Genomic DNA, 19,598 nt, shown 5'->3' on the forward strand with positions numbered 1-19,598 from the left:
ATGTGCAGGGCGGTTGACTCGAAGTCAACGTTGTTGACAGAGCTTCTTGCAGCCGTGCCCGGCACCCCCTGGCCGGGCACGGTCCCCTGCTCCCGAGCCCTAGCCGGGCACCGTCTCCGTGGTGCGGGAGGGCGCGGCGCTGCTGCGGGCCTGCCGGGTGCGCGGCCCGAACAGACTCAGCGCGATCGCGCCGACCAGCCAGGTGCCGGCGATGAAGTAGAAGACGCTCCGGTAGCCGTGCGCGTTGTACAGGGCCGCCACGATCAGCGGCCCCCCGGCGTTCGACAGGCGGCCCAGCCCGTACGACACGCTGGTGCCGAGCGAACGCCCGCGCGTGTCGAACAGTTCGGGCGAATACGCGTAGCCGAGTGCCGTGTAACCGCGCTCGAAGAGGTTGACCAGGAAGCCGAACACGATGATGAGCACCGGGTTGAACGTGAGGCCGTACAGGAGCCCGCACACGGCGATCAGCGTGCCGAACGCGGCCAGGCACCACTTGCGTTCGAACCGGTCGGTCACGAGGGCGGCCAGATACGAGCCCAGCGGCGCCCCGACGGTGGTCAGCGCCACGTAGAAGACCGACTTCTCGACGCTGAAGCCCTCCTTGGCCAGCAGCGTCGGCGCCCAGCTCGAGTAGCCGAAGAAGCCGATGGTCTGGGTGACCCACAGCACGGTGAGCAGCAGCGTCGGCAGCAGGTACTTGCGCTGGAGCAGCAGCCGCAGCGGGGCCTTGGTCACCGGCTCCTCCTCGACCGGCGGCGCGGGCTCGGGCAGGGGGCCGTGCTCGGCGGCCACCGACGCCTCGATGTCACGCAGCACGGCGTCCGCGCCCGCGTGGTCCCCCCGGCTCTCGTGCCACCGCGGCGACTCCTTGAGGTGCCGGGTGAACAGGACGAGCAGGATGCCGAGGGAACCCCACAGGTAGACGAGGCGCCAGGTCCAGTCGGCGAGCGGCACGACCCCGCTCGCGACGAGGTTGGTGACCGGGGTGCCGCAGATGCCGATGACGATGGCGTACGCCTGGTACTTGCCGCGCACGGCCGACGGGTACATCTCGTTGACGTAGATGACCGCGACCACGGTCATCGCCGCCAGACCGGCCGAGGTCAGCACCCGGAAGACGGTCAGCGACACCAGGTCCCAGGAGAACGCCGACGCGAACGAGAAGACGCCGAAGAACAGCGTCGTCAGCAGCAGTGTCCGTTTGCGGCCCAGGCGGTCGGCGACGGTTCCCGCGACGACCGAGCCGAGGAACATGCCGACGAACGACAGCGAGGTGACGTAGGCGACCTGGTCGATCGAGATGCCCCACAGGTCGACGAGCCTGGGGGCGGTGGTCGCGAAGGTGTTGATGTCCGCGAACTCGAAGAAGTACGCGAACGACACGGCGAGCAGGGTGACTTTGTGGAACCGGGAGACCGGCAGCCGGTCCAGCCGGTTCAGCGCGTTGGCGTGCTGCATGACGGGGTCCTTGTCGCGGGGATCGGGGACGGCGACGGCCGCGGAGACGGCCGGGAGGGGGTGCGGCTCACCGGTCGCCGGGCCAGTACAGGCGGGCCGGGTTGTCGACCAGCAGCCGGTGCCGCTGCTCCTCGGTCACGGCGATCCGCCGTACCTGGTCGACGAGGAGGCCGTCGTCGGGCATGTGGCCGGTGAGGTTGGGGTGCGGCCAGTCGGTGCCCCACAGCACGCGGTCGCCGAACTCCTCGACGACGCGCCGGGAGAAGGGCACGACATCGGTGTACGGCTCGCGCTCCCCGTCCAGCGCGGCGGGTCCGGTCACGCTCAGCCGCTCGGGGCAGGACACCTTGACCCACACCTCGCCCCGGTCGGTGAAGCGCAGGAAGCGCGCGAACTCGGGGCCGTCCACCGGCTTCGTGACGTCCGGGCGCCCCATGTGGTCCACGACCAGCGGCGTGGGCAACGAGGTGAAGAAGTCCTCCAGTTCGGGCAGGTCGGCGCTCTCGAAGTAGAGGACGACGTGCCAGCCGAGCGGGGCGATCCGCCGCGCGATCGTGCGCAGGTCGTCCTTGGGCGACGCGTCGACCAGCCGGCGCACGAAGTTGAACCGCACCCCGCGCACCCCCGCCGCGTCCAGCGCCCGCAGCTCGGCGTCGGTGACGTCCGGCCGGACGGTCGCGACGCCGCGCGCCCGCCCGCCGCTCGCCCGCACCGCGTCGAGCATGGCGCTGTTGTCGGCACCGTGGCAGGTGGCCTGCACGATCACCTGGCGGTCGACGCCCAGGTGGTCGCGGAGCGCGAAGAGCCGGTCCTTGCCCGCGTCGCAGGGCGTGTACTTGCGCTCCGCGGCGAACGGGAACTCCGCCTGGGGGCCGAAGACATGGCAGTGGGCGTCGACCGCGCCGGGCGGCAGCCGGAAGGAGGGCCGGGACGGGTCCGGGTGCCAGTCGAGCCAGCCCGGGGTTTTGGGAGCGAGAGTGGTCATGTCAGCGCCCCTGTCGCTTCAGCAGCGCGTCCAGGCGCGGGTACACGGAACGTGCGTTGTGCTCGCGCACGGCGTCGAGCTGCTCCGCGGACAGGGCGGACGCCTCGACATAGCGCCGGGTGTCGTCGAAGTGGTGGCCCGTGCACGGGTCCACGTCCCGCACCGCGCCGATCATCTCGGAGGCGAACAGCACGTTGCGGGCCGGGACCACGTCGAGGAGCAGGTCGATGCCGGGCTGGTGGTAGACGCAGGTGTCGAAGAAGACGTTGCCGAGGACGTGCTCCTCCAGCGGGGGTTTGCCCAGCGCCATGGCCAGACCCCGGAAGCGGCCCCAGTGGTACGGCACCGCCCCGCCACCGTGCGGGAGCACCAGCCGCAGGGTGGGGAAGTCCGCGAACAGGTCTCCCTGCACCAGCTGCATGAAGGCCGTGGTGTCGGCGTTGAGGTAGTGCGCGCCGGTGGTGTGGAAGGCAGGGTTCACGCTCGTGCTGACATGGATCATCGCCGGGACGTCGTACTCGACCAGCTTCTCGTACAGCGGGTACCAGGAGCGGTCGGTGAGCGGGGGAGCGGTCCAGCGGCCGCCCGAGGGGTCGGGATTGAGGTTCACCGCGACCGCGCCGTACTCCTCGACGCACCGGGTCAGCTCCGGTACGCAGGTGGCCGGGTCGACGCCCGGCGACTGAGGCAGCATCGCGGCGGGCGCGAAGCGCTCGGGGTAGAGCCCGGCGACGCGGTGGCACAGCTCGTTGCAGAGCGCCGCCCACGCGGCCGAGGTGCGGAAGTCACCCACGTGGTGCGCCATGAAAGACGCCCTGGGCGAGAAGACCGTCATGTCGATGCCGCGCTCGTCCATCATCCGCAACTGGTTCGGCTCGACGCTCTCGCGCAGTTCGTCGTCACCGATCCGCGGGTCGGCGGGCGAGGGCGCCCCCGCGGGGTCGGCCGGCGCGGCGATCTGCCGCTCCCGCCAGGCGGCCAGGGCCGGAGGGGCCGTGGTGTAGTGACCGTGACAGTCGATGATCATGGGCTGCGTCCTTGGGGTCGGGTCGTCGTCGACCGCGGCAGCCTCTCCTCGGCCGCCGGCGGGCCGGGAGACGGCCGGACACAGAACTAACCTCCCCTTAACAAGGGCGCCGCCCTGCCCGTCCACCCTGCGGACCAGCCGGAACGCGCCGCCGACCGTGGTCTACATTCGGAGGCGGACATTCCAACGTCGCCGGAGGGAGGCGGCAGGGTTGCAGATACTGCTGGCCGAGGACGACGACGGAGTCGCCGGAGCGCTCGTGGAGGCGCTGTACGACCACGGCCACGTCACCCGGCGGGTCACCCGCGGCAGGGACGTGCTGACCTACCACCGCAGCTCGGACCTGCTCCTCCTCGACCTCGGACTGCCCGACGTGGACGGCCTGGAGGTGCTGCGCATGCTGCGGGCGGTCAGCGACCTGTCCGTGGTGGTGCTGACCGCGCGCGGGGACGAGCGCTCGGTGGTGCGGGGGCTGCGGCTCGGCGCCGACGACTACCTGGTCAAGCCGGTGCGGCTGACCGAGCTGCTGGCCCGCATCGAGGCCGTCACCCGCCGCACCGCCGCCGCCCACGCCCCGCGTGCCGCACGGACCGTGCGCGTCGGTGACGTGGAGATCGCTCTGGACGCCCGGCAGGTCCGCGTCGACGGGGCGGAGGTGGAGCTGACCACCAAGGAGTTCGACGTCCTCGCCGTGCTGGCACGGCGGGCCGGGACGGCGGTCAGCCGCGAGCAGGTCCTCGACGAGGTGTGGGGCGACGCCTACCACGCCGTGTCGCGCTCCCTGGACGTGCACCTCACCCAGTTGCGGGCCAAGCTCGGCCGCCCGGAACTGCTCACCACGATCCGGGGCTTCGGCTTCCGCCTCGGCGACTGAGGACCGACGCGTGCGCACCCGGGTACAGACCGTACTGCTGCTGTTCGGCGTGCTGGCGGTGGCCGCCTTCGCCGTCCCGCTGCTGCTGTTCACCGCCTCCGACCGCACCCAGCAACTGGTCCTCGCCCGCAGCTCCGACCTGGACCGCTTCGCGTCTCTCATGGACCGGGCGGCCGGCAACGGCGACACCTCGGCGGTCGCCGCCGAAGCCAGGCGCTACACCCAGCTCTACGGCGAACCCCTCGTCGTCACCGACACCCGCGGGCTCCCCGTCGTGCAGACCGGCGGCCTGCGGGCCGCGGACCCCGCCGTCGCCCGGCTGATCGACGCGGCCCTGCGGAACCAGACCGCGCACCCGCGCGCCGCCCTGCGTCCCTGGTCCCGCGGTCACCGCATGTTCGCGACGCCGGCGGGCACCGGGACCCAGGTCTCCGGCGCCGTGGTGCTGCGCGCCGACGTCAACACGGCCGCCGAAGACATCGCCCGGCGCTGGGCCGCCGTCCTGGCCGGCACCGCACTGGTCGCCCTCGCCTGCACGGTCCTGGCCCGGGCGGCGACCCGGTGGGTGGTCAGCCCGCTGCGCCGGCTCGACCGCGCGGTCGGAGAGCTGGCGGCGGGGCTGCCGCCCGAGCACACCCTCCCCGGCGGCCCGCCGGGGCCGCGCGGCTCCGTCTCCGTCGGCGGACCGCCCGAGCTGCGCCAGCTGGCCGCCGGCTTCAACCGCATGGCCCGCACCGTCACCGCCGCCCTCGAACAGCAGCGCAGGCTGGTCGCCGACACCTCGCACCAGATGCGCAATCCCATGGCCGCCCTCCGCCTGCGCGTCGACGCCCTCCACACCCATCTGCGGCCCTCGGGCGAGCGCACGTACGCCGGGGTCAACACCGAACTCGACCGGCTGGAGAACCTGCTCGACGACATCCTGGCCCTCGCCGCCGCCGAGCACCGGGCCGGGGAACTCGCGGTCACCGACGACCCGGGCGCCCACTGCGACGCCGCCGAGATCACGCTGGGCCGGCACCGCCTGTGGGAACCGGTCGCGTGCCGCGCGACCGTTCGTCTCACCGCGGAGGCGGCCGGGCCGGTCCCGGCCGTCTGTACCGGCCGCGAACTGGCCCAGGTGACGGACATCCTGCTGGACAACGCGATCAAGTACGCGGGCGACGGTGCCCGCGTCCGGCTGCGCTGCGCCGCCGAGGGCCCGTACGCGGTCGTCACCGTCACCGACGACGGCCCCGGACTGCGGGCGGAGGAGATCGACCGGGCCACCACCCGCTTCTGGCGCTCGGCCCGCCAGACCGGGACGTCCGGTACGGGCCTGGGCCTCGCCATCGCCGAACAACTCCTGGCCGGCCGCGGCGGCCGCCTGGAACTGGCACCCGCGCACCCGCACGGCCTGCGGGCCCGCGCGGTCGTACCGGGTGCACACGCCGAAGGAGACACCCGGTGAACCGGCGTACCGTCCTGCGTGCCGCGTTCGGTACCGCCGCCGCTGGTGCCCTCGGTGGCGTGCTCGCCGGTGACCTCGCGCACGGGCGCTCCGGACCCGGAGGTCTGCTGCGGCTGGCCACCGGCGAGCCGACCGCCTTCTACGCCGCGTTCGGCCGGCTCCTCGCCGAACAGGTGGAAGCGGTCCACCCCGGGCTGCGTTGCCGCGTTCGCACCACCGCCGGCAGCATCACCAACATCGAACTGCTCCGCGACGGCGAGGCCGACCTCGGCCTGGTCCTCACCGACACGGCCCGCGCCGCCCAGGGCACCGGGCTCTTCCCGCGGCCGGTGCCCCTGCGGGCGATCGGCCGGGTCTACGAGACATACCTCCAGTTCGCCGTGCGTGCCGACGCCCCCGTGCGCAGCGTGGCCGACCTGGCCGGGCACCCCGTGTCGCTCGGCGCCGTCGGCTCCGGCGCGGCCCACCTCGGCGCCCGACTGCTGAGCGCCGCCGGCCTTGCGCCCGGCACCGACGTGCCGGTACGGCACCTGCGCCTGGCCGACGCGGCGGCGGCCCTGCGGGCCGGCTCGGTGATCGGACTGCTGGTCGCGGGCGGCGTGCCGCTGCCCACCCTCTCCGACCTGGACCGCGATCCCGGCCTGCGCTTCCTCCCGCTGGCCGGCCTCCTGCCCGGTCTCGCCGGCGGCCGGGACGGCAGGGCCGCCTCGGGACTTGAGGAGGTGTCCCTGCCGCAGAACGCCTACCGCTCCTCGGCCGGTGTCGCGACCGTCGGCGTCTCCAACCTCCTGGTGTGCCGGCCCGACCTGGACCCCGCCCTCGCGGGCAGCCTCACCCGCCTCCTGGTCCGGCGCGCCCCCGCGTTCGTGCCCGACCACGCCGTCGGCGCCCAGTTCCTCGACGTCCGCAGCCTCATCGGCACGGGCGGTGTGCCGCTGCACCCGGGTGCGGTGGCGGCGTACCGGTCGCTGCACGGCTAGGGCCTGTCCGGCGGATCATGCCGCAGACGCGGGGTCTGGCACGCACATCTGCGGCGTTGTCGTCGGTCGCCGACATCGGGCGAGGGCTGCGGACCGGCGGCGACCGTCGCCCGCGCTGTTCTAGAGTTGCCCTCACCCGTGCAGACGATTCCGTGGACCTGTGAGGTACTGACCAGCCATGACGACCGAAACGTTTGAGTTCCAGGTAGAGGCGCGTCAGCTGCTCCAGCTGATGATTCACTCCGTCTACTCGAACAAGGATGTCTTCCTGCGCGAGCTCGTCTCCAACGCCTCCGACGCGCTGGACAAGCTGCGCCTCGCCGCCCTGCGCGACGACGCCCCCGACGCCGACGTGAGCGACCTGCACATCGAGTTGGAGGTCGACAAGGACGCCCGCACCCTGACCGTGCGGGACAACGGCATCGGCATGTCGTACGACGAGGTCACCCGGCTGATCGGCACGATCGCCAACTCGGGCACCGCCAAGTTCCTGGAGGAACTGCGGGAGGCCAAGGACGCGGCCGGGGCCGACGGTCTCATCGGCCAGTTCGGCGTCGGCTTCTACTCGGGCTTCATGGTGGCGGACGAGGTCACCCTGGTCACCCGGCACGCAGGAGAGACCGAGGGCACCCGGTGGACCTCGCGCGGCGAGGGCACGTACACCCTGGAGCGGATCGGCGAGGCCCCGCAGGGCACCGCTGTCACGCTGCACCTCAAGCCGGCCGACGCCGAGAACCAGCTGCACGACTACACCTCCGCGTGGAAGATCAAGGAGATCGTCAAGCGGTACTCGGACTTCATCACCTGGCCGGTCCGCCTGCTGCCGGAGCCGGGCGACGACGGCGACGCCGACGGTGCCGAGGCCCGCGAGGCCGAGACGCTCAACTCGATGAAGGCCCTGTGGGCACGCCCGCGCGACGAGGTGTCCGACGACGAGTACCACGAGCTGTACAAGCACATCGCCCACGACTGGCGCGACCCGCTGGAGACGATCCGGCTCCAGGCGGAGGGCACCTTCGAGTACCAGGCCCTGCTCTTCGTGCCCTCGCACGCCCCGCACGACCTGTTCACCCAGGGCTACCAGCGCGGCGTCCAGCTCTACGTGAAGCGCGTCTTCATCATGGACGACTGCGAGGAACTGCTGCCGTCCCACCTCCGCTTCGTCAAGGGCGTCGTCGACGCGCAGGACCTCTCGCTCAACGTCTCCCGCGAGATCCTCCAGCAGGACCGCCACATCCGCATGATCCAGCGCCGGCTGACGAAGAAGGTCCTCTCGACGGTCAAGGACCTCAGGACCTCAGCGCCGGACCGGTACGCCACGTTCTGGCGCGAGTTCGGCCCGGTGCTCAAGGAAGGTCTGGTCACCGACTCCGAGAACCGGGACGCGATCCTCGCCGCCTGTTCGTTCGCCTCCACCCACGACGCCGACGAGCCCACCGCGCTCAAGGACTACGTGGAGCGGATGAAGGACGGGCAGGAGGACATCTACTACATGACGGGCGAGTCCCGGCAGGCCATCGAGAACTCCCCGCACATGGAGGCGTTCCGGGCCAAGGGTGTGGAGGTGCTCCTGCTCACCGACGCCGTCGACGAGGTCTGGGTCGACGCGGTCGGGGAGTACCAGGGCAAGACGCTGCGCTCGGTGGCCAAGGGCGAGATCGACCTCTCCGGCACCGAGGCGGACAAGAGCGACGCCGAGAAGGAGAAGCAGGGCGAGGAGTACGCCGGGCTGCTCGGCTGGATGACGGAGCACCTGGGCGAGGAGGTCAAGGAGGTCCGGCTCTCCTCCCGCCTCACCGTCTCCCCGGCGTGCGTCGTCTCCGACGCGGGTGAGCTGACGCCCGCCCTGGAGAACATGTACCGGGCGATGGGCCAGGAGGTGCCCGGCGCCAAGCGGATCCTCGAACTCAACCCCGAGCACCAGCTGGTGAAGTCCCTGAACCGGGCCTGGACCGACCAGCGGGACCGCGCGGAGCTGACCGAGACCGCCGAACTGCTGCACGCCCTCGCGGTGCTCGCCGAGGGCGGCCGCCCCAAGGAGCCCGCCCGGTTCGTGCAGCTGATGGCGGACCGCCTGGAGCGCACCCTGTAACCGGCCGGGAGACCGTGCAGGACCCGGGAGACCGTGCAGGACCCGGGAGACCGCGCAGGACCCGGAAGGACACGGGCGCCACGCCGTCCCGCCATCCGCATGGCGAGACGGCGTGGCGTCCGGAGCACACCCCTCCGTATATTCGTACGCATGTATGCATCGGCTCCGCTGCTGTGCCTCGCGCTCTTCGCGTGCTCGGCGTGGTGCGTCGACGACGGCCTCTGTCGCCGCTGACCCTCCGGACCGGCCGCGCCCCCCGCGCCGCCGGTCCGCCCGCGTCCGCCGTCCCCGTGCACACCACCCCGGAGATTCTTCCGTGACCACCGCACCCCCGGCCGGGTCCGCCCCGGCCGCGCCGCCACGCGCGCCCACCGCCCTGTTCACCCCCTCGCCCACCTCCTCGGCCCGGCCCGACGCGCCGCCCCTGCCGCCGGTGCGGCGGACGCCGCTCGCCGTGTCCGGGCTGCTCGCCGCCGCCCTGACCGCGTACGTGTGGTCCGCGCACGGCGCCAAGCCCGGCGTGCTGCTCCTGCTCGGCCTCGGCCTGGGCGTCGCCCTCTTCCACTCCCGGTTCGGCTTCACCTCCGCCTGGCGGCAGCTGGTCGCCGTCGGCAACGGGACCGGGCTGCGGGCGCACGCGCTGCTGCTGGGCACCACGGCCACCCTGTTCGCGCTGCTCATCGGCACGGAGACCGGGCTGTTCGGCTCCCAGCCCGCGCCGTCCGCCGGGCCGATCGGCATCGGTCTGTTCGCCGGTTCGGCGCTCTTCGCGATCGGCATGCAGCTCGGCGGCGCCTGCGCCTCGGGCACCCTGTTCGCGGTCGGCTCGGGGCAGACGTCGATCGTGCTGACCCTGGGCGGCTTCGTCGCGGGCGCCACGCTGGCCGCCTGGCAGTTCGACCTGTGGAAGGACCTCCCGGCCTGGGAGCCCGTCGTGCTCTCCGAGCACATCGGCTGGTTCGGCTCCTGGGGCGTGACCGTCGCCGCCCTGCTCCTCGTGGTGCTGGTCAGCCGGCGCGTCCAGGCCCGCCGCAACCCACCGCCGCTGGGTGCCGTGCCCTCGGCACGCCGGGCGGCCGTCCGTGCCGTCCGCGGGTCCTGGCCGTTGGCCGTCGGCGCCCTCGCGCTGGCCGTGCTCGGCGCGGGCGTCCTGCTGGTCTCCGGCGGCGCCTGGGGTGTCACCAGCGCCTTCAGCCTGTGGGGCTCGGAACTGGTCGGCGCCCTCGGCGGCCACCCGGAGAACTGGACCTGGTGGCAGCGGCCCGGCAACGCCGAGATGCTGGCCGGTCCGGTGCTCGCCGACAAGACCAGCCTCACGGACATCGGCATCATGATCGGCGCGGCCGTCGCCGCCTCGCTCGGCGGCACCTGGGCGCTGCACCGGGGCATTCCCTGGCGTACCGCCGTGGCGGCGGTGCTGGGCGGCGTGCTGATGGGCATCGGCGCCCGGCTGGCCGGCGGCTGCAACATCGGCGCCTACCTCGCGGGCATCGCCTCGGGCAGCCTCAGCGGCTGGCTGTGGGGCGCCTTCGCACTGGCCGGCACGTGGGTGGGCCTCAAGCTGAGGCCCCTGTTCGGCCTGGGCAACCCCAAGCCGGGCGACGGAGTCTGCTGACGGGGGACGCCCGTGCGGCGCGGGGGTCAGGCCCGCGCCGCACGGGCCGCTAGGGGGTGTCGCCGGCCCGGGGTGCGCCCCGGTCCGTGGTGGTGACCCGGGCGATGGCCTCCACGGTGAGGGCGCGCCCGTGCGGCTCCCTGGCCAGGGCGCGGTGCAGCGTCAGGCCCTCGATGAGGGCGTCGAGCTGGCGGGCCGTGTCCGGGTCGAAGTGTTTCTCCAGGTGGACGCGGCTGCGGCGCATCCACTCGTGGGTCAGCTCCCGGTAGGCCGGTTGCCGCGCGGCGAGCGTGTACAGCTCCTGCGTGAGCACCAGGTCCCGCTGGCTGTCCTCGGACAGCTCGTGCACGAGGTCGGCCACCGCCGCCCGGGCCTCGTCGCGGTCGGCGGCGGCGCCGAGGTGCGCGTCGAACACCGCGACGATGTGGTCGGTGAACCGGCCGAACGCCTCCCGCAGCAGCTGCTCGATGCCGCTGAAGTGGTACGTCATCGAGCCGAGCGGTACCCCCGCGCGCTGGGCGATCCTGCGGTGGGAGACGCGGGCGATGCCCTCCTCGGCGATCAGGTCGAGGGTGGCCGCGAGGATGCGTTCCCGCCGCTGCGGATCCGTGTGTCCGGTTGCCATGGGAGCAGACTTACACGTTCCGCACCGGCCGGGCAGGGTTGCCGACGGCCACGACGTTCGCCGGTACGTCCTTCGTGACGACCGCGCCCGCGCCGATCACCGCGTTGTCCCCGATGGTCACGCCCGGCAGCACGATCGCGCCGCCGCCCAGCCAGACGTTGTCGCCGATGACGATCGGGCGGGCGGCCTCCAGCTTGTCCCGCCGGGGCCCGGGCTCCAGGGGGTGCGTCGGGGTCAGCAGCTGGACGTTCGGCCCGATCTGGCAGTCCTCGCCGATGGTGATCGCCGCGACGTCCAGCGCCGTCAGGTTGTAGTTGACGAAGGTGCGTGCCCCGACGGTGATGTTGCTGCCGTAGTCGACGTACAGCGGGGGCCGCACATGGGCCTCGGCGCCCAGGGAGCCGAGCAGCTCCGCGAGGAGCGGTCGCGCCGCCTCCGCGTCCTCCGCGTAGGCGGCCTGGTAGCGGGCGGCCAGCCGCACCGCCTGCTGCTGCCTGCGGGCGATCTCCGGATCGTCGGCGATGTAGAGGTCGCCCGCCTGCATGCGTTCGAGGTTGGTGCGGGAGTCGCCCGCGAAGTGGTCCGTCGGCATGCGTCCGATCCTACCCCCGAAAGCGTACGAACGTACACTCCGAAGGAGAGTGCGTCGCCCGGCGGTACGGCTCAGCCGCGCCGGGGCCGGAGCACTCCGGCGCACAGCAGCACCAGGAGCCCCGCGAGCGGCACCACCAGCAGGCCCACCCGCAGGCTCGTCGCGTCGGCGACCAGTCCCACGACCGGCGGCGAGAGCAGGAAGCCGAGCCGCATCAGCCAGGAGACGAGGGTCAGGCCCGACCCGGGCTTGAGGCCGGGCAGTTCGTCGGCCTCGTGCATGGCCGCCGGGACCAGCGTCGCCACCCCGAACCCGGCCGCGGCGAACCCGAGGACCGTGCCCGGCACCGTCGGCACGGCCAGCGCCAGGCCCATGCCGACCGCCGCGATCAGGGCGCCGGAGCGGGCCACCGCGCGCTGGCCGAAGCGGTCCACGAGCCGGTCGCCGACGATCCGGCCGACGAACTGCGCGCCGACCAGGGCGACATACCCGGACGCGGCCAGCGCCGCCGTCGCGTGCAGCGAGTCGGAGAGGTAGAGGGTGGCCCAGGACATGCCCGCGTCCTCGACGAGGGTCCCGGCCGTGGCGATGAGGACGAGCGCGGCCAGCACCCAGCCGGTGCGCAGGCCGGCCGCCGGGGCCCGGACCGGCGACGGCGCGGAGTCCTCGGCGCCGGACTCCGCGGCCGGTTCGGCCTCGGTCTCCGGGCCCGGCAGGCAGTAGCGCAGGGCGACGCAGGCCGCGACCGCGAACACCACGGCGGAGCAGAGCAGGTGCGGGCCCCGCGAGACGCCGAGCGCGATGGCGGCCGCGGCCATGGACCCGCCGGTGACGGCGCCGATGGACCAGATGGCGTGGAAGGAGTTGATGATGGAACGTCCGTAGCGGCGCTGCACCCGCAGACCGTGGGCGTTCTGCGCGACGTCGGTGAAGGCGTCCATCGCCCCTGCCAGGAAGAGTGCCCCCGCGAACACCACCACCGAGTCGGCGACGCCCGCGGCGAGGATGCCCACCCCGGTCAGCAGCGTGCCGCCGACCGCGACCCGCGCCGAGCCGAACCGGCGCACCAGGATCCCGGCCGCGAGCCCGGCCGTGATGGCTCCTGCCGGGAACGCCGCCACGGCCAGTCCGTAGGCGGCGTTCCCGATGCCGAGGTCCGCCTTGATCTGCGGGTATCGCGGCAGCAGGTTGGCGAACAGGGCCCCGTTGGTGAAGAACAGCACGGCGACGGCCACGCGAGCCCGCCGATCGGCCAGGGCGGGCCGGCGCAGTACGTCAACAGTCATGCGCGGGAGCCTACCCGCCAGGGCGTACGAACGTACACTCCGGGCGCCCTCCGGCCGGAGGGGCTTTTCAGTGCCTCTTGGCGCACAGGGCCGCGTCCACGGCGCCCTGGAGATGACGCAGGCTGTCGCCCTCGGCCGCCCACGTCGTGGTGTAGACGGTGACGGTGCCCCGGCCGCCCGTGGCCCGGCCGCCGCCCACCGAACCGCCGGGCAGGTCGCCGCCGTGGCCCCAGTAGACGCCGCCGCAGCTGAGCGGGATCGAGGCGAGGCCGTACCCGTAGCGGCTGCCCGCCGGGTAGACGTCGCGGCCGCCGACGTCGGTGGTGTCCCGCGTCATCAGGCGCACCGCCCAGCCCGGCAGGAGGCGGCCGCCGAACAGCCCGTCCCAGAAGGCGTTGAGGTCCACGGGGGTGGACACCAGGCCGCCGGACGCGCCGAACTCGTACCCGGGCAGCTCGGTCACGTCCACTCTGCCGTCCTGCGGGTGCGCGGGATGGACGCCGTAGTTTTGGGCGTGCGGGCCGCGCAGGTCCAGCTCGCCGGGCGCGGGCCAGTAGGTGTCGTCCAGGTGCAGCGGGCGCAGGATCGTGCGCTCCACGTACGTGCGGAAGCCGACCCCGGACACCTCGTCGATCACCATGCCGAGGACCAGGTAGTTGGTGTTGGAGTAGCCCCAGTCCGTGCCGGGCTCGAAGACGGGCTCCGCGTCGAGCGCCAGGGCCAGGTACTCCTCGGGCGTCCCCGGCCGGGTCCAGTCCACCAGCGCCGAGTACTCCGGCAGCCCGCTGGTCTGCTTCAGCAACTGCCGTACGGTGATGGGGCTGTCGGCGAGCTGCGGCAGGTAGGAGCCCGCGCGGTCGCCGAGGCCCAGACGGCCGTCCGCCACCAGCCGCAGCACCGCGGTCGCGGTGAACGCCTTGGTGTCGCTGGCGAGCCGGAACCGGCCCCGCTCGTCGGTCATCTCCCGGCCCGAGTCCAGGTCCGCGACGCCCGAGGTGCGCGTCGTCCTGCCGTCGTACGCGAGCGCGCCCGGTACGCCGTCGCGTGCGGTGAGCAGGTCCAGTTGACGCTGTACGGGGTCGGGGCGGTGGGCCGGACGGGCCGCCGCCGCGGGCGCGAACGCCCCGGTGAGCGCGGCGGCGAGCAGGACCGCGGCGGCGAGGCGCTTGCGGTGCATGTGTCTTCCCCCTGTTCGTGGCCGCCCGAGTGCGGCGGGCGGACGGTGTCCCTGTCACCGACGACCCTCTCAGGGCCGGGAAGGAAGATCACTGGGACTGGCCCCCGGCTGGGGGGTGTCACCAACACCCCCCACCAACACCCCCTCGCGCAGGCGCGCACGCCTCAGCCGAGCAGGTCGGCGACGAGCACGGCGAACTCCTCCGGGGTGGCCAGCCGCACACCCAGCTGCTCCGCCTTGGCCCGCTTCGAACCCGCCCCCTCGCCCGCGACGACGAGCGTCGTGTTCTTGGAGACGCTGGAGGAGGAGCGCCCGCCGGCCCGCTCGATGAGTTCGTTCATCTCGTTGCGGCTGAGCCGCTCCAGATGTCCGGTCATCGCGCCGGTGACGACCACCTTCATGCCCGCCAGCGGGCCGCCGTCCGCCGCCGCGGCGGGCGTCGCCCCGTCCTCGCCGTCCGCGTCGGCGGGCGGGGGAGGGGTCGCGCCGGGCTCGGTCATGTTGACGCCGGCGGCGGTGAGCTTGTCGATGAGCGGGGCGAGTTCGGCGATCTCCGCGACGACGGAGGGGGCCTTCTCCACCCCGATGCCGTCGACCCGCTGCATGGCCTCGGCGTCGGCGGCGCGTATGTGGTCCATGGTGGCGAAGTACCGGGCGATGCGCCGGGACATGGACCGGCCGGTGCCCCGGACCCCCAGCGCGCACAGGACCCGGGACAGCGGCTGCTCCTTGGCCCGGGCGAGCGCGGCGAGCAGGTTGTCGGTGCTGGTCTCGCCCATCCGCTCCAGGGCGAGCAACTGCTCGCGCCGGAGCAGGAAGAGGTCGGCCAGGTCGGCTACCAGCCCCGCCTCGACGAGCTGGACGACCCGGGTGGTCCCCAGGCCCTCGATGTCGAGCTGGTCCCGGCCGGCGGCGTAGGCCAGGGAGGCGACCAGGTGGCAGTTGCGGCCCTGCGCGCACCGCCAGCGCTCCTCGCTGGTGTCGATCTCCGAGCCGCAGCGCGGACATGCCTCGGGGAAGACGATGGGCTGTTCCTCGCCGGTCCGCAGATGTGCGACCGGAGCCTCGATGCGCGGGATGACGTCACCGGCGCGGTGCACCATGACGTGGTCGCCCAGCCGCAGACCGCGCCGGGTGATGTCGGCCGGATTGTGCAGCGTGGCGTAGGTGATCGTGGAGCCCTCGATGACCACCGGCTCCAGGACGCCGCGCGGGGCGACGATGCCGGTACGGCCCACGTTCCACTCCACCTCCAGCAGCCGGGTGATCTTCTCCACGGCCGGGAGCTTGTAGGCGATCGCCCACCGCGGCGCCCGCGAGCCCGACCCGGCGGCCCGCTGGTCGGCGGCCAGGTCGGCCTTGACGACGATCCCGTCGATGCCGAACGGCAGCTCGGTACGGAGCGCGGCGATCTCCTGGACCCGCGCCACCACCTGCTCGGGCGTCTCCACGACCACGTCCGGCACCGCGGTGCCGGTGCTGGTGTGCACGCCGAGCCCGGCCGCCGTCGCCATCAGCTCGCTGTACGGCAGCTCCTCCAGCCGCCCCGCGAGCACCGCGTCGGTGTCGGGCAGGGCCAGCAGGCCGTACCCGAAGAACGTCATCGGCACCGTGTAGGCGCGCTCCTTCGCCCGCAGGGTGCCCGCGGCCGCGTTGCGCGGATTCGCGAAGGGCTGTCCGCCGTGCTGGATGCGCACCTCGTTGGCGTGCTCGAACTGGGCCGTCGTCATCAGGATCTCGCCGCGCACCTCGACGGTCACCGGCTCGGCCAGTGCCTCGGGCAGCCCCTCCACGGTGCCTATCGCGTGCGAGACGTCCTCGCCGGCCGTGCCGTCGCCCCGGGTGATCAGCCGGGTGAGGCGGCCCTCCCGGTAGCGGGCGGCGACGGCGAGGCCGTCCAGCTTGGGGCCCACACTGAACCGCGTGACCTCGCGGTCGATGCGCCGGGCCAGGGACGCCGTCCAGGCGGTGAACTCCTCCGGAGAGAACACGTTGTCCAGGCTCAGCATCGGCACCGTGTGCGGCACGTCCCCCTCGGCCGCGCCGCCGGCGACCTTGCCGGTGGGCGAGTCGGGCAGCACCTCGTCCGGGTGTTCGGCCTCCCACGCGGCGATCCCTCTCGCCAGCCGGTCGTAGGCGTCGTCGTCCAGCGGGGAGGAGCCGCCCGCGTAGTAGGCGGCGGCCGCGCGCGCGGCGTCCTCGACCGCCTGGGCGTAGGCGGTGGCGTCGACGATCACTGCTGCAGGAGTAGTCATGACCCGAATCATGCCGCCCACCACTGACAACGGGTCCTCGCCACCGCGCGGCGGCCGCTCCGCTTGCGGAGCCGCCGACATGGGGTTTCGGTGGAACCGACTGCCACCGCCCCTGGAGCTCTCATGTCGATGTCGTCGTTCGGATTCGGTGCGTCCGATCCCTTCAGCGATCTGTTCAACCGGTTCTTCGGAACGTCGCCCGCCTCCTCGCCCCCGGCGGTGCAGCGGGTGCCGATCGGCCGGCTGCTGACCGAGTCCTCGCAGGAACTCCTCAACCTGGCGGCACGGCGGTCGCTGGAGGACGGGACGTCCGACCTGGACACGGAACACCTGTTGTGGGCGGCCACGAAGGTCGAGCCCGCGCGGGGACTGCTCGCCCGGTCGGGCGCCGACCCCGACGCGCTCGCCTCCCGGATCGCCGAGGTCCTGCCCCGCGAGGCGGGCGAGCCGTCCGCCGAACCGGGCCTCACCCCGGCCGCCAAGCGCACCCTCGCCACCGCCTACGCCCGCTCCCGGGCGTCCGGCGTCTCCTACATCGGCCCCGAGCACATCCTGGGCGCCCTGCTGGCGGACGGCGACACGGGCGCGGCCCGGTTGCTGGGCGCTCAGGGGCAGGACATCGGCAAGCTGGAGGGGCTCACCGAGCAGGCCGCCCGTTCGGGCGGGACCCCGGGCGACGACGGTGGGAAGCCGGCCACGACGCTGGACGAGTACGGCCGGGACCTGACCGAGGAGGCGAAGGCCGGGAAGCTCGACCCTGTCGTCGGCCGCGCCGAGGAGATCGAGCAGACCGTCGAGATCCTCTCCCGGCGCTCCAAGAACAACCCGGTGCTGATCGGCGAGCCCGGTGTCGGCAAGACCGCCATCGTGGAGGGACTGGCCCAGCGCATCGTGGCCGGTGAGGTCCCGAACACGCTGAAGGACAAGAGGGTGGTCGCCCTCGACCTGTCCGCCATGGTGGCCGGCGCGCAGTACCGGGGACAGTTCGAGGAGCGGCTCAAGAAGGTCATCGAGGACGTCCAGCAGGCCCGCGGCGGCATCATCCTGTTCATCGACGAACTGCACACCGTCGTCGGCGCCGGGGCGAGCGGCGAGAGCTCCATGGACGCCGGCAACATGCTCAAGCCCGCCCTCGCGCGCGGCGAACTGCATGTGGTGGGCGCGACCACCATCGACGAGTACCGCAAGTACGTCGAGAAGGACGCCGCCCTCGAACGCCGCTTCCAGCCCGTGATGGTCCCCGAGCCCTCGGTCGAGGAGACGGTGCAGATCCTCGAAGGCCTGCGCGACGCCTACGAGGCGCACCACCAGGTCCGCTTCGCCGACGGAGCGCTGACCGCGGCGGCGGAACTGTCCGACCGCTACGTCGGCGACCGCTTCCTGCCCGACAAGGCGATCGACGTCATGGACCAGGCGGGTGCCCGGGTACGGCTGCGCAGCGCGAGCCGCTCCACCGAGGTCGTCAGCCGCGAGGACCGCATCGCGAAGCTGCGCCGGGAGCAGGAGCAGGCCGTCGCCGCCGAGGACTACGCCCGCGCGGGCGAGCTGAAACGCGAGATCGCCGAGGCGGAGGGCGAACTCGCGGGTATCGAGGAGCGCCGCGAGGGCGTCGTCTCCGTCACCGCCGACGACATCGCGGACGTGATCTCCCGCCGCACCGGCATCCCTGTCTCCCAGCTGACCGCCGGGGAGAAGGAGCGGCTGCTCAGGCTGGAGGAGGAGATGCACGCCCGGATCGTCGGCCAGGACGAGGCGGTCACCGCCGTCTCGCGGGCCGTGCGCCGCAACCGGGCCGGGATGGGCGACCCCGACCGCCCCGTGGGTTCCTTCCTCTTCCTCGGCCCCACCGGCGTCGGCAAGACCGAGCTGGCCAAGACCCTCGCCGAGCTGCTGTTCGGCGAGGAGAAGCGCATGATCCGCTTCGACATGAGCGAGTTCCAGGAGAAGCACACGGTCGCCCGGCTCGTCGGCGCGCCCCCGGGATACGTCGGCTACGAGGAGGCCGGCCAGCTCACCGAGAAGGTCCGCAGGCAGCCCTACAGCGTGGTCCTGTTCGACGAGGTGGAGAAGGCCCACCCCGACGTCTTCAACACCCTGCTGCAGATCCTCGACGACGGCCGCCTCACCGACGGACAGGGCCGCACCGTCGACTTCCGGCACTGCGTGGTCATCATGACGTCCAACATCGGCGCCCATCGCATCCTCGACCACAGGGGCGACGTGTCCGACCTCAAGGACGAACTGATGCAGGAGCTGCGGAGCCGGTTCCTGCCGGAGTTCCTCAACCGCATCGACGAGATCATCGTCTTCCACGGGCTCACCGAGGACGACCTCTCGCGGATCGTGGACCACCTGCTGGCCCGGAGCGAACGGCGGGTGCACGCCCAGGGCCTGACGCTGAAGGTCACCGAGGCGGCCAAGAAGCTGCTGATCGCCCACGGCCACCAGCCGGAGTTCGGCGCCCGGCCGCTCAGGCGCACGATCCAGGCGGAACTCGACAACCGCGTCGCCGACCTGCTCCTCGGCGGCGAGGCCGACCCAGGCGACACCATCGTCGCCGACGTGGTCGACGACTCCCTGCACTGCACGGTCGACCGGGCCGGCACCGCACGACCCGCGGAGGCGAGCGGCACATGAACACCGTCGAGGAGACCGTCGAGATCGCCGTACCGGTGCGCACCGCGTACGACCAGTGGACCCAGTTCGAGTGCTTCCCGAGGTTCATGACCACCGTCAAGCGGGTCGAACAGGTCAGGCCCGCCGTGACCCTGTGGGTCGTCGGACTCGGCCCCCTCCGCCGGGAGTTCGCGACCGAGATCGTGGACCAGGTGCCCGACTCGCACCTGACCTGGCGCAGCCTCGGGCAACGCCACGGCCACCGGGGCGAGGTGACGTTCCGGCCCGCCGAGGGGGAGCGCACCTCGGTGACCGTGCGGATGACGGCCGAGCCGCGCGGACTCACGGGCGTACTCGCCCTGGTGCCCGGGGCGGCGGGCCGCGTCGTGCGGCGCGAACTCGCGCACTACAAGGCGTACATCGAAGGACACGGGGAGGCGAGCGGCGCCTGGCGGGGGACCATCCGGGACGGCCAGGTGCGGCCCGAGGAGCCGGAGCCGCCGCGCAGCCGGGTGGCGGTCTGGCCCGTGGGCTGACAGGCCCGTCCGGGAACACAGCGAACG

General features: G+C 73.0%; 15 protein-coding genes. 7 read left to right on the plus strand and 8 right to left on the minus strand.

The annotated features are described in order from the left end of the window. Positions 1-99: 99 nt before the first annotated feature. The 3 genes from ACZ7MF_RS13310 to ACZ7MF_RS13320 all read right to left on the minus strand — a co-directional run bounded on the left by ACZ7MF_RS13310 (position 100) and on the right by ACZ7MF_RS13320 (position 3,473). Positions 100-1,461, minus strand: coding sequence for an MFS transporter (locus ACZ7MF_RS13310; protein ID WP_471476684.1), 1,362 nt, complete (start codon positions 1,459-1,461; stop codon positions 100-102). Between the two features lie 67 nt (positions 1,462-1,528). Then, the gene (locus ACZ7MF_RS13315; protein ID WP_471476687.1) at positions 1,529-2,446 is read right to left on the minus strand and encodes an amidohydrolase family protein; all 918 of its coding nucleotides are present in this window, start codon (positions 2,444-2,446) and stop codon (positions 1,529-1,531) included. A gap of 1 nt (position 2,447) precedes the next feature. After that, positions 2,448-3,473, minus strand: a complete 1,026-nt coding sequence (locus ACZ7MF_RS13320; protein WP_471476689.1) for an amidohydrolase family protein — start codon at positions 3,471-3,473, stop codon at positions 2,448-2,450. A gap of 211 nt (positions 3,474-3,684) precedes the next feature. Between ACZ7MF_RS13320 and ACZ7MF_RS13325 the strand changes: the two genes are divergently transcribed. From ACZ7MF_RS13325 to ACZ7MF_RS13345, 5 genes are all read left to right on the plus strand, one after another. Continuing rightward, positions 3,685-4,347 (plus strand): response regulator transcription factor, encoded by a 663-nt coding sequence (locus ACZ7MF_RS13325; RefSeq protein WP_471476691.1) that lies wholly within the window; start codon positions 3,685-3,687, stop codon positions 4,345-4,347. A gap of 10 nt (positions 4,348-4,357) precedes the next feature. Continuing rightward, entirely contained in the window at positions 4,358-5,797 is a 1,440-nt protein-coding gene (locus ACZ7MF_RS13330; RefSeq protein ID WP_471476693.1) for a sensor histidine kinase, read from the plus strand. Continuing rightward, positions 5,794-6,777 (plus strand): TAXI family TRAP transporter solute-binding subunit, encoded by a 984-nt coding sequence (locus ACZ7MF_RS13335; protein ID WP_471476695.1) that lies wholly within the window; start codon positions 5,794-5,796, stop codon positions 6,775-6,777. The genes ACZ7MF_RS13330 and ACZ7MF_RS13335 overlap by 4 nt, the downstream gene beginning before the upstream one ends. 178 nt (positions 6,778-6,955) lie before the next feature. Beyond that, positions 6,956-8,869 carry a molecular chaperone HtpG gene (htpG, locus tag ACZ7MF_RS13340; protein ID WP_471476698.1) on the plus strand — a complete coding sequence of 638 codons (1,914 nt, stop codon included), beginning with the start codon at positions 6,956-6,958 and terminating at the stop codon, positions 8,867-8,869. A 316-nt stretch (positions 8,870-9,185) separates the two neighbouring features. Continuing rightward, positions 9,186-10,484 carry a YeeE/YedE family protein gene (locus tag ACZ7MF_RS13345; protein ID WP_471476701.1) on the plus strand — a complete coding sequence of 433 codons (1,299 nt, stop codon included), beginning with the start codon at positions 9,186-9,188 and terminating at the stop codon, positions 10,482-10,484. A 49-nt stretch (positions 10,485-10,533) separates the two neighbouring features. Here ACZ7MF_RS13345 and ACZ7MF_RS13350 read toward each other — a convergent pair whose 3' ends face one another. From ACZ7MF_RS13350 to ligA, 5 genes are all read right to left on the minus strand, one after another. Next, positions 10,534-11,109 (minus strand): TetR/AcrR family transcriptional regulator, encoded by a 576-nt coding sequence (locus ACZ7MF_RS13350; RefSeq protein WP_471476704.1) that lies wholly within the window; start codon positions 11,107-11,109, stop codon positions 10,534-10,536. 10 nt (positions 11,110-11,119) lie between these two features. After that, on the minus strand, positions 11,120-11,701 hold the full coding sequence (locus tag ACZ7MF_RS13355) for a sugar O-acetyltransferase (protein WP_388519802.1): 582 nt from the start codon (positions 11,699-11,701) through the stop codon (positions 11,120-11,122). Between the two features lie 71 nt (positions 11,702-11,772). Continuing rightward, the gene (locus ACZ7MF_RS13360; RefSeq protein WP_471476706.1) at positions 11,773-12,987 is read right to left on the minus strand and encodes an MFS transporter; all 1,215 of its coding nucleotides are present in this window, start codon (positions 12,985-12,987) and stop codon (positions 11,773-11,775) included. A 67-nt stretch (positions 12,988-13,054) separates the two neighbouring features. Beyond that, positions 13,055-14,164, minus strand: coding sequence for a serine hydrolase domain-containing protein (locus ACZ7MF_RS13365; RefSeq protein ID WP_471476708.1), 1,110 nt, complete (start codon positions 14,162-14,164; stop codon positions 13,055-13,057). A gap of 164 nt (positions 14,165-14,328) precedes the next feature. Further along, positions 14,329-16,419, minus strand: coding sequence for an NAD-dependent DNA ligase LigA (ligA, locus tag ACZ7MF_RS13370; RefSeq protein ID WP_471476710.1), 2,091 nt, complete (start codon positions 16,417-16,419; stop codon positions 14,329-14,331). Positions 16,420-16,542: 123 nt separating this feature from the next. Between ligA and ACZ7MF_RS13375 the strand changes: the two genes are divergently transcribed. Both ACZ7MF_RS13375 and ACZ7MF_RS13380 read left to right on the plus strand, forming a co-directional pair. Continuing rightward, positions 16,543-19,056, plus strand: coding sequence for an ATP-dependent Clp protease ATP-binding subunit (locus ACZ7MF_RS13375; RefSeq protein ID WP_471476712.1), 2,514 nt, complete (start codon positions 16,543-16,545; stop codon positions 19,054-19,056). After that, positions 19,053-19,571, plus strand: a complete 519-nt coding sequence (locus tag ACZ7MF_RS13380; RefSeq protein WP_471476714.1) for an SRPBCC family protein — start codon at positions 19,053-19,055, stop codon at positions 19,569-19,571. Before ACZ7MF_RS13375 ends, ACZ7MF_RS13380 begins: the two co-directional genes overlap by 4 nt. Positions 19,572-19,598 lie beyond the last annotated feature (27 nt).

The organism is Streptomyces sp. NPDC111628, assembly GCF_055635195.1.